The sequence below is a fragment of the Nocardia sp. NPDC004415 genome, from assembly GCF_053602435.1.
On record NZ_JBSGDP010000111.1, the window covers coordinates 1 to 8559 of the forward strand.

Sequence of the window (8559 nt, forward strand, 5' to 3'; positions counted from 1 at the left end):
GGTGAGCGGTCGATGTGTTGTGGTGCCGGTGGCGCGCGGATGTGGATGGAAGAACAGCTCGGTAAGCGGATCAATGTCGATCGTGTCGATGAAGCCCTGTCGACGAATCCGACGAAGATCGCGACGGGTTGCCCGTTCTGCCGGGTGATGTTGACCGATGGTGTGACCGCGCGTCAGGAGCAGGGCCAGGGCGAGGGTGTCGAGGTCGTCGATGTCGCGCAGTTGATGTTGGACTCGATCACGCGGGTGGACGCGGCGGAGTTGTCGGCGAATCTGGTGGTCATCCAGGAGCCCAAGGCCGAACCCGAACCGGAACCGGAGCCCGAACCCGAGCCCGAGCCGGTTGCTGAGGCGGCTCCGAAGGCCGCTCCGACCGGTGGCGGTCTGGGCATGAAGGGTGCCGCCAAGGCTCCCGGTGGCGGTCTCGGTATGAAGGGCGCCGCCAAGGCGCCTGGTGGTGGTCTGGGTATGAAGGGTGCTGCCAAGGCGCCGGGTGCGAAGGCACCTGCGGCCGAAGCCGCTCCGGCCGAGGCTGCTTCTGCTGAGGCTGCTCCGGCCAAGGGCCTGGGTATGAAGGGTGGCGCGAAGGCACCCGGTGGTGGCCTGGGTATGAAGGGTGGCGCGAAGGCACCCGGTGGCGGGCTCGGCATGAAGGGCGGCGCGAAGGCTCCGGGTGCGAAGGCCCCCGCTGCCGAGGATGCTGCTCCGGCCGCCGAGACCACGGCTCCCCCGGTCAAGGGTCTCGGCATGAAGGGTGGCGCCAAGGCCCCCGGTGGCGGGCTCGGCATGAAGGGCGGGGCGAAGGCCCCCGGTGCCAAGGCCGCGGCTGCTCCGGCAGCTCCGGCTGCGGATGCCGCCCCGGCCGAAGCCCCGGCCGCGGATGCTCCGGCTTCGGATGCTGCGGCGTCGGCTCCGTCGGAAACCAAGCCGACGGTCGCCGCGAAGGGTCTGGCCATGAAGTCCGGTTTCAAGCGCCCCGGCCCCAAGGCCCCTGGCGCGAAGGCCGCGGCAGCACCGGCGGAAACCCCGGCCCCGGCCGAGGACGCCACCGCCGCTCCGCAGGCTGACGCTGCCCCGGCAGTCGAAGCCCCCGCGGCCCAGGCTTCGGCCCCGACCGAAACCAAGCCGACCGTCGCGGCGAAGGGTCTGGCCATGAAGTCCGGATTCAAGCGGCCCGGGGTGCGGGCGCCCGGTGGGGTGGGGTCTGCTTCCGGTAACGGCTGACTCGGAGGGGGCCCGGCCATCGGGGTGACGGTGGCCGGGCTCGGGGGCGGTGGCGGTGGGGGAGATCCGTTCAGGGTGAACGCAATCCGTGTGCTGGGAGAAACCCGTTGTTACCTTGCGTTTCTCGATGAGGAACAGCAAGGAGTCACCGTGTCCCAGACACAACCCGAGCCGCGGCCGGGCAGCACATTCACCTGGAACGAGGACTGGCTGGCGACCGTCGTCGGGCTGGCCCTGCTCGCGCTCGTCCTGACAGGGGCGATCCCGGACTGGCTGGTGCCGTGATGAGCGAGCCGAAGACCACCTCCGAAACCGCCGCGCTGCAGGCGAACCCGCGACCGACCGCCGCCGATGTCGTGACCGGCCTGCTGGTCGTGCTCGCACTCGGCGCGCTGACCAGGCTGTTCGACACCCAGGTGCCGCAGTGGGCGGTGGACACCCCCTTCCAGCGGGTCGCCAAGACGGTCGAGTATCCGGTGTACGCGATCGCGATCGGCCTGGCCGGCAATGTGATCCTCACCAAACTGGGCCTGCGCGAACGGCTCTCGGCCGGATTCCGCACCGAGTTCTTCATCAAGACCGGTGTGGTCCTGCTCGGTGCGTCGATCAACCTGAAGATCCTGGTCACCGCGGCGGCCCCGGCGATCGTGCAGGCACTGGCCCTGATCACCCTGGTGTTCGGTTTCACCTGGTGGTTCGGCGGCCTGCTCGGCCTCGACGACAAACTGCGGGCGCTGCTGTCCTCGGCGGTGTCGATCTGCGGCGTGAGCGCGGCGATCGCGGCGGCAGGCGCGGTGCAGGCCCGGCGTGAGCAGATCGCCTACGCGGCCTCGCTGGTGATCATCTTCGCCCTGCCCTCGATCTTCCTGCTGCCCTGGCTGGCCGACGTGCTCGGGCTCTCCGACGCGGTGGCGGGCGCCTGGATCGGCGGCAATATCGACACCACCGCGGCCGTCGCGGCGGCGGGCGCGCTGACCGGTGAGGACTCGCTCAAGATCGCGACCATCGTCAAGACCACCCAGAACGCGCTCATCGGTATCGTCGCCATCGCGCTGACCGCCTGGTTCGCCTTCCGGGTGGAACGCACCCCGGGTGCGGCGCGGCCGCGCCTCGGCGAATTCTGGGCCCGGTTCCCGAAATTCGTGCTCGGCTTCCTGGCCGCTTCGGTCATCGGCACGCTGTACCTGCAGTCGGTCGACAAGGCCACCGGCGCGGCGCACATCGCCGTGGTCAACGACCTGCGCACCTGGTTCCTGATCCTGGCCTTCGTCTCCATCGGCCTGGAGTTCTCGGTGCGCGGCCTGCGCGAGGCGGGCTGGCGGCCGATCGTGGTGTTCGGTTCGGCCGCGGTGGTGAATCTGGTGGTGGGCCTGGGCCTTTCGGTGCTGCTGTTCCACGACTTCACCGTCTGATCCGGTCGGCTCAGGTGTCCTCGGCGGGCCGCACCTCCGGCACGCCGAGGACGACAGGTTCCGGATTGTGCCGGGGCCAGCCGGGATACGGCGGCGGCGTCCCGCCGTACTCCGGGCACAGCGGCTTGAAATCGCAGAACTTGCACAGCGCGTTGCGCTGGGCCGGGAAGTCGCCGGTGCGGCCCGCCTCCAGGATCGCCTGCCACAGCGCGGTGAGAATGCGCTCGAAACGGTCGAGTTCCTCGCGGTCGGGCGCGTAGGTGAGCAGGATCTTGTCGGCCAGGTAGATCAGGCGCAGCTGGGCGGGCACGATGCCGCGGGTCCGCAGGATCACCAGGGCGTAGAACTTGAGCTGGAACAGCGCGCGCGCCTCGTGCAGCGGACCGGGGGAGCGGCCGGTCTTGTAGTCGACCACCCGCAGCAGACCCGACGGCGCCACATCGATGCGGTCGACGAAACCGCGCAGCGGCACGTCACCGTCGAGATCCACCTCGACCCGTTCCTCGAGCGACTCCGGCTCGAAGCGTCGCGGATCCTCGAGCTCGTAATAGCCTTCGACGAGCCGCCGCACCTCCGCGAACAGCGCCTCCGGCCCGCCCTCGGCGACCAGTTCGTCGAGACCCTCACGCCCGGCCCGCACCCGCTCCCACGCGGCCGGGACCAGCGCGGCCGCGTGCTCCGGATGCCGCTGCTCGGCTGGTAATCCGAACAGATCCTCGAGCACCGCGTGCACGACCGTGCCGCGCACCGCGGCCCGTGACGGCGGCTCCGGGATCCGGTCGATCGCCCGCAGCCGGTACTTCAACGGGCACTGCTTGAAATCGCTTGCCCGCGAAGGCGACAGCGCCGGGCGCGACCGCCGTGCCGGGGCATCGGCGGGGTCGTCGGCGAGGGAAACAGGCACCGGTGCTGACATACCCCGCAGGGTATCGGCACCCACCGACACCGAGCGCGCGATCGCGACCCACCCGGTCGCGGTCACCCCGTGCGTGCGGTGATCACGCAGCCTGGCAGGCTGAAGGTTTCCTTCCGAGAGAAATGGAGATCCATGACGGCCAGACGAACCGGTCCGTTCACCATCGGGGACCGCGTGCAGCTGACCGATGCCAAGGGGCGCCTCTACACGGTGCTGCTGGAGGAGGGTAAGGAATTCCATACCCACCGGGGTGGCATCAAACACGACGACCTCATCGGCACCGACGAGGGCACCGTCGTGAAGTCCACCAACGGCACCCCCTACCTGGCGCTGCGCCCGCTGCTCGTCGACTACGTGCTGTCGATGCCGCGCGGCGCGGCCGTGATCTACCCCAAGGACGCCGCCCAGATCGTGCACGAGGGCGATGTGTTCCCCGGTGCCCGGGTGCTCGAGGCCGGCGCCGGATCGGGCGCGCTGACCTGCTCGCTGCTGCGCGCGGTCGGTCCCGAGGGCGAGGTGATCTCCTACGAGATCCGCGACGACCACGCCGAGCACGCCGTGCGCAATGTGGAGACCTTCTTCGGCGGGCGCCCGGACAACTGGTCGCTGACCGTGGCCGACGTGGCGCAGTACGAGGGCCCGCAGGTCGACCGGGTGGTGCTGGACATGCTGGCGCCGTGGGACGCGCTGCCCGCGGTGTCCAAGGCGCTGGTGCCCGGTGGTGTGCTGATCGTCTACGTGGCCACCGTCACCCAGCTGTCCAAGGTCGTCGAGGCGCTGCGCGAGCAGGAGTGCTGGACCGAGCCGCGCTCGTGGGAGTCGATGGTGCGCGGCTGGCACGTGGTGGGCCTGGCCGTGCGTCCGGAACACCGCATGCAGGGGCACACGGCGTTCCTGGTGAGCGCGCGCAGGCTGGCCGAGGGCACGGTCACGCCGAAGCCGCAGCGGCGTCCGTCGAAGGGCTGAGTCCGGCCGGTCGCGCGCGGGTGAGCACGCGCGCGACCAGCAGGCCCAGCGCCGCGCAGGCCAGCCAGCGCGCGCCCTCGGCGGTGATCCCGAAACGGGTGGCCTGCAGCAGCGCGCAGCCCGCCGCGATCACCGCGAGCACCGTCGCCGCCGACCAGCCGCCGCGCACCGGTCGCACCGCGTCGTCCCACCAGCGCAGCGGGGTGTTCTCCAGACCGCGCAGGGCGAGGAACAGCACGGCGGTGCCCAGGGCGGTCAGCGCGAGCTGGGCCGCGGTGAGCAGCCAGAAGCCCGGCTGATCGGGGTGGGTGCGGTGCCACCCGGCGAGGTGGCCGAGCACCAGGACGGTGAGCAGCACCGGCATGTGCCACAGGTACAGCGTCATGGCGCCGGTGTTGCCGATCACCGTCACCCACCACACCCGAGGGCGCGCGGCCAGGCCACGCAGCCACGGCGCCGCGGCGACCGCCGCACAGCACAGCACCACCGCGTGCCCGGCCAGCAGCAGTGACGGCGGCGCCAGATTCGACAGCCGCTGCCCCGGCACGGTGACCAGGCTCAGTTCGTACGGTCCCAGCGCCACCAGCAGCACATCGGCGACCACCACGACCCCCGCGAGCACCGCGGCGGTGCGCCGGGCGAGCACTCCGCGCAGATACCCGATGCCGAGCACCGCGGGGATCAACCAGACGAGGAAGTTCACATAACCGAGCTCGGCCGGGCCGCCGGTGAACCGCACCACATCGATCACCGCGGCCAGCAGCGCCAGCGCGCCGACGGTGGCAAACATCCGGCGACCGGTCGTGACGAGTGCCGCCAGCGCCGGGGTGCAGGCCAGCACCACCAGGTAGACGCCGAGAAACCAGAGCAGCTGGACGCTGGTCACCGCCAGCGGACGCTGCCAGCCCGGTGGCAGCAGCCGCTGCGCCACCGTCACCAGCACGGCCGAGGCCACCAGGAAATACCCCAGCGGACGCACCAGCCGCTGCGTGCGCCGGAACAGCCACCCGCCCCACGAGGTCCCCGCCACGATGCCGCGCGCACCCGCGGCCACGCCCGCGAAGAAGAACAGCGGCAGCACCTGCAACACCCAGGTCAGCGCCTGCAGAGCGGGCAGATCGGCGAGCACGTTGCCGAACTCCACCCGATCGCCGGACAGCACCACCGTCAGCATCAGGCAGTGCCCGGCGACGACCACCAGCAGCGAGGACAACCGCACCAGATCCAGGAACCGGTCCCGATCGGCCGGCGTGTGCGCCGCGACAGTCGCGACGCCGGGAAACACGTTCATGGCCGGAACGATCGCAGAACGCGCGTCACCGGTACAGCGCAGAACTACTCAGACGGCCGTCCGGGCGTGAAAAACCCCGGGTCCGTCACCGCGGGCCCGGGGTGCGTCACACGGGGCTCAGGCGGGCGCGCAGGGGGCCTGGGCGAAGCCGAGCAGCAGGCAGCCGCTGTTGTCGGAGATCTTCCAGGTGCCGTCGACCTGCTCCCAGGTGACCGGGAAGGCCGGGGCGGTGCCGTGCGGGGAAGTGATCGTGACATCGGCGGTCGCGGAGTTTCCGCTGGTCACGACGTTGGCGACATCGAAGGTGAGGGTGTAGCCGGCGAGCATGCCGTTCATCTGGTCGATGTTGGACTTGCGCGCCTCACCGTTGACGATGAGCTTCGACTTGTCCTCGGTGGACACCGCCGGGTCGCCGAACTTCACCAGCGTCTCCTTCAGCGTCTCGGCGCTGGGGGTGCCCGCGTTCTGGCCGGACGGAGCCGGAGTTGCCGAATTGCTGGACGGAGCGGCCGCGATACTGGTACTGCTGCTGGTGGCCTTCGTCGAGGAATCATCGGAGTCGCCGCAACCGGTCAGCCCGACGGTCACGGCGAGTGCCGCGGCAGCGGCAGCGACGGTGACGCGGACTGTGCGGGTAGGAAGGAGCATGCTCAGCAACCTTTCGGCTCGTTGGCGAATGTGTTCGCCGGGTGCCCCCTCGGTGGGGTGTTAGGGGAGCCTAACACGCGGGCGGACGGGGGCGGATAGGGTCGTCACCGTACAAGATGTGATCACGACGAAACCATGTCGGAAAGCGAGAACGGACCGCGCCCGGTAGCGTTGAAAGACCGGGACTGGGAGGAGCAGCATCATGAGCCCCAACGAGAATTCGGATTCGGCGGCCTGGCGAGAGCTCGAGGCGGTACGCGCCGAGGCGGCTGCTCTTCGCAGACAACTCGCCGACTCGCCGGATCGCGCACGCGAATTGGAAGCACGGATCGATTCGCTGACCATCCGCAACGGCAAGTTGATGGACACGCTCAAGGAAGCGCGTCAGCAGCTGATCGCCCTGCGTGAGGAAGTCGATCGCCTCGGACAGCCGCCCAGCGGCTACGGCATCGTCATCCACACCTACGAGGATCAGACCGTCGACGTCTTCACCTCCGGTCGCAAGATGCGCCTGACCTGCTCGCCCAACATCGACGTCGCCACGCTCGAATACGGCCAGACGGTCCGCCTGAACGAGGCGCTCACCGTGGTCGAGGCGGGCAACTTCGACGCCATCGGTGAAATCGGCACGCTGCGTGAGATTCTCGACGACGGCCGCCGCGCGCTGGTGGTCGGTCACGCCGACGAGGAACGCGTGGTGTGGCTGTCGGGCCCGCTGTCCAAGATCGCCGAGTACGACGACATGGACGACCCCGATTCCCCCATTCGCAAACTGCGCCCGGGTGATTCGCTGCTGGTCGACACCAAGGCCGGCTTCGCCTTCGAGCGCGTGCCCAAGGCCGAGGTGGAAGACCTTGTGCTGGAAGAGGTTCCCGACGTCGACTACACCGACATCGGTGGCCTCGGCCGCCAGATCGAGCAGATCCGCGACGCGGTGGAACTGCCGTTCCTGCACAAGGATCTGTTCCGCGAGTACGCGCTGCGCCCGCCCAAGGGCGTGCTGCTCTACGGTCCGCCCGGCTGCGGTAAGACGCTGATCGCCAAGGCCGTCGCGAACTCGCTGGCCAAGAAGATCGCCGAAGCCCGTGGTGAGGACGCCAAGGAGGCCAAGTCCTTCTTCCTCAACATCAAGGGTCCCGAGCTGCTCAACAAGTTCGTCGGTGAGACCGAACGTCACATCCGGATCATCTTCCAGCGGGCGCGCGAGAAGGCCTCCGAGGGTACCCCGGTGATCGTGTTCTTCGACGAGATGGACTCGATCTTCCGCACCCGCGGTTCGGGTGTCTCCTCCGATGTGGAGACCACCGTTGTGCCGCAGCTGCTTTCGGAGATCGACGGTGTCGAGGGCCTGGAGAACGTCATCGTCATCGGCGCCTCCAACCGCGAGGACATGATCGACCCCGCGATCCTGCGGCCCGGCCGCCTGGACGTGAAGATCAAGATCGAGCGGCCGGACGCGGAGTCGGCGCAGGACATCTTCTCGAAGTACCTCACCGAGACGCTGCCTCTGCACGTCGACGACGTGCGCGAGTTCGACGGCGACAAGGCCGCCTGCGTGGACGCGATGATCGAGAAGGTCGTCGACCGGATGTACGCCGAGAGCGACGACAACCGGTTCCTGGAGGTCACCTACGCCAACGGTGACAAGGAGGTCCTGTACTTCAAGGACTTCAACTCCGGCGCCATGATCCAGAACATCGTGGACCGGGCCAAGAAGTACGCGATCAAGTCGGTGCTCGACACGGGGAACCCGGGTCTGCGCATCCAGCACCTGTTCGACTCGATCGTCGACGAGTTCGCCGAGAACGAGGACCTGCCCAACACCACCAACCCCGACGACTGGGCGCGGATCTCGGGCAAGAAGGGCGAGCGGATCGTCTACATCCGCACGCTGGTCACGGGCAAGAACGCTTCGGCGAGCCGGGCGATCGACACGGAGTCGAATACGGGTCAGTACCTGTGAGTTGGGCGAGCGGATCGTCGACATCCGGCTGCGTCCAATTCACGGGCAAGAACGCTTCGGCGAGCCGGGCGATCGACACGGAGTCGAATACGGGTCAGTACCTGTAAGCAGCACCGATCCGACCGGCCGCGTTCCGTAC

8 protein-coding genes are annotated in these 8559 nt (G+C 69.1%); 5 read left to right on the forward strand and 3 right to left on the reverse strand.

The window, feature by feature from the left end:
• The 3 genes from ACWEMY_RS28855 to ACWEMY_RS28865 form a co-directional block, all read left to right on the forward strand.
• Window positions 1-1224, forward strand: a 1224-nt coding sequence (locus ACWEMY_RS28855; RefSeq protein WP_452392556.1) for a heterodisulfide reductase-related iron-sulfur binding cluster, incomplete at its 5' end; no start/stop codon positions are given.
• Between the two features lie 150 nt (window positions 1225-1374).
• Entirely contained in the window at window positions 1375-1509 is a 135-nt protein-coding gene (locus tag ACWEMY_RS28860) for a hypothetical protein (protein ID WP_278266074.1), read from the forward strand.
• The gene (locus tag ACWEMY_RS28865; protein ID WP_452392557.1) at window positions 1509-2636 is read left to right on the forward strand and encodes a YeiH family protein; all 1128 of its coding nucleotides are present in this window, start codon (window positions 1509-1511) and stop codon (window positions 2634-2636) included. The genes ACWEMY_RS28860 and ACWEMY_RS28865 overlap by 1 nt, the downstream gene beginning before the upstream one ends.
• Window positions 2637-2646: 10 nt before the next feature.
• Here the strand turns inward: ACWEMY_RS28865 and ACWEMY_RS28870 are convergent, their stop codons facing one another.
• Window positions 2647-3552 (reverse strand): RecB family exonuclease, encoded by a 906-nt coding sequence (locus ACWEMY_RS28870; protein WP_452392558.1) that lies wholly within the window; start codon window positions 3550-3552, stop codon window positions 2647-2649.
• 132 nt (window positions 3553-3684) lie between these two features.
• Between ACWEMY_RS28870 and ACWEMY_RS28875 the strand changes: the two genes are divergently transcribed.
• Window positions 3685-4518 (forward strand): tRNA (adenine-N1)-methyltransferase, encoded by an 834-nt coding sequence (locus tag ACWEMY_RS28875; RefSeq protein WP_278266070.1) that lies wholly within the window; start codon window positions 3685-3687, stop codon window positions 4516-4518.
• Here ACWEMY_RS28875 and ACWEMY_RS28880 read toward each other — a convergent pair.
• Both ACWEMY_RS28880 and ACWEMY_RS28885 read right to left on the reverse strand, forming a co-directional pair.
• A complete protein-coding gene (locus tag ACWEMY_RS28880; protein WP_452392559.1) occupies window positions 4481-5809 on the reverse strand; it encodes an acyltransferase family protein in 1329 nt (442 codons plus the stop codon). The two genes, ACWEMY_RS28875 and ACWEMY_RS28880, sit on opposite strands and share 38 nt — an antisense overlap.
• A 117-nt stretch (window positions 5810-5926) precedes the next feature.
• On the reverse strand, window positions 5927-6457 hold the full coding sequence (locus ACWEMY_RS28885; RefSeq protein ID WP_452392560.1) for a hypothetical protein: 531 nt from the start codon (window positions 6455-6457) through the stop codon (window positions 5927-5929).
• A 202-nt stretch (window positions 6458-6659) separates the two neighbouring features.
• Here ACWEMY_RS28885 and arc point away from each other — a divergent pair, with 202 nt between their 5' ends.
• On the forward strand, window positions 6660-8420 hold the full coding sequence (gene arc / locus ACWEMY_RS28890) for a proteasome ATPase (RefSeq protein ID WP_278266067.1): 1761 nt from the start codon (window positions 6660-6662) through the stop codon (window positions 8418-8420).
• Window positions 8421-8559: the final 139 nt, after the last annotated feature.

What these genes read in the sequence shown, in the direction of transcription:
- ACWEMY_RS28865 (WP_452392557.1), top strand. Translation starts at nt 1,509, where the DNA reads ATGAGCGAGCCGAAGACCACCTCCGAAACCGCCGCGCTGCAGGCGAAC.
- ACWEMY_RS28870 (WP_452392558.1), bottom strand. Translation starts at nt 3,552, where the DNA reads ATGTCAGCACCGGTGCCTGTTTCCCTCGCCGACGACCCCGCCGATGCC.
- ACWEMY_RS28875 (WP_278266070.1), top strand. Translation starts at nt 3,685, where the DNA reads ATGACGGCCAGACGAACCGGTCCGTTCACCATCGGGGACCGCGTGCAG.
- ACWEMY_RS28880 (WP_452392559.1), bottom strand. Translation starts at nt 5,809, where the DNA reads ATGAACGTGTTTCCCGGCGTCGCGACTGTCGCGGCGCACACGCCGGCC.
- ACWEMY_RS28885 (WP_452392560.1), bottom strand. Translation starts at nt 6,457, where the DNA reads ATGCTCCTTCCTACCCGCACAGTCCGCGTCACCGTCGCTGCCGCTGCC.
- arc (WP_278266067.1), top strand. Translation starts at nt 6,660, where the DNA reads ATGAGCCCCAACGAGAATTCGGATTCGGCGGCCTGGCGAGAGCTCGAG.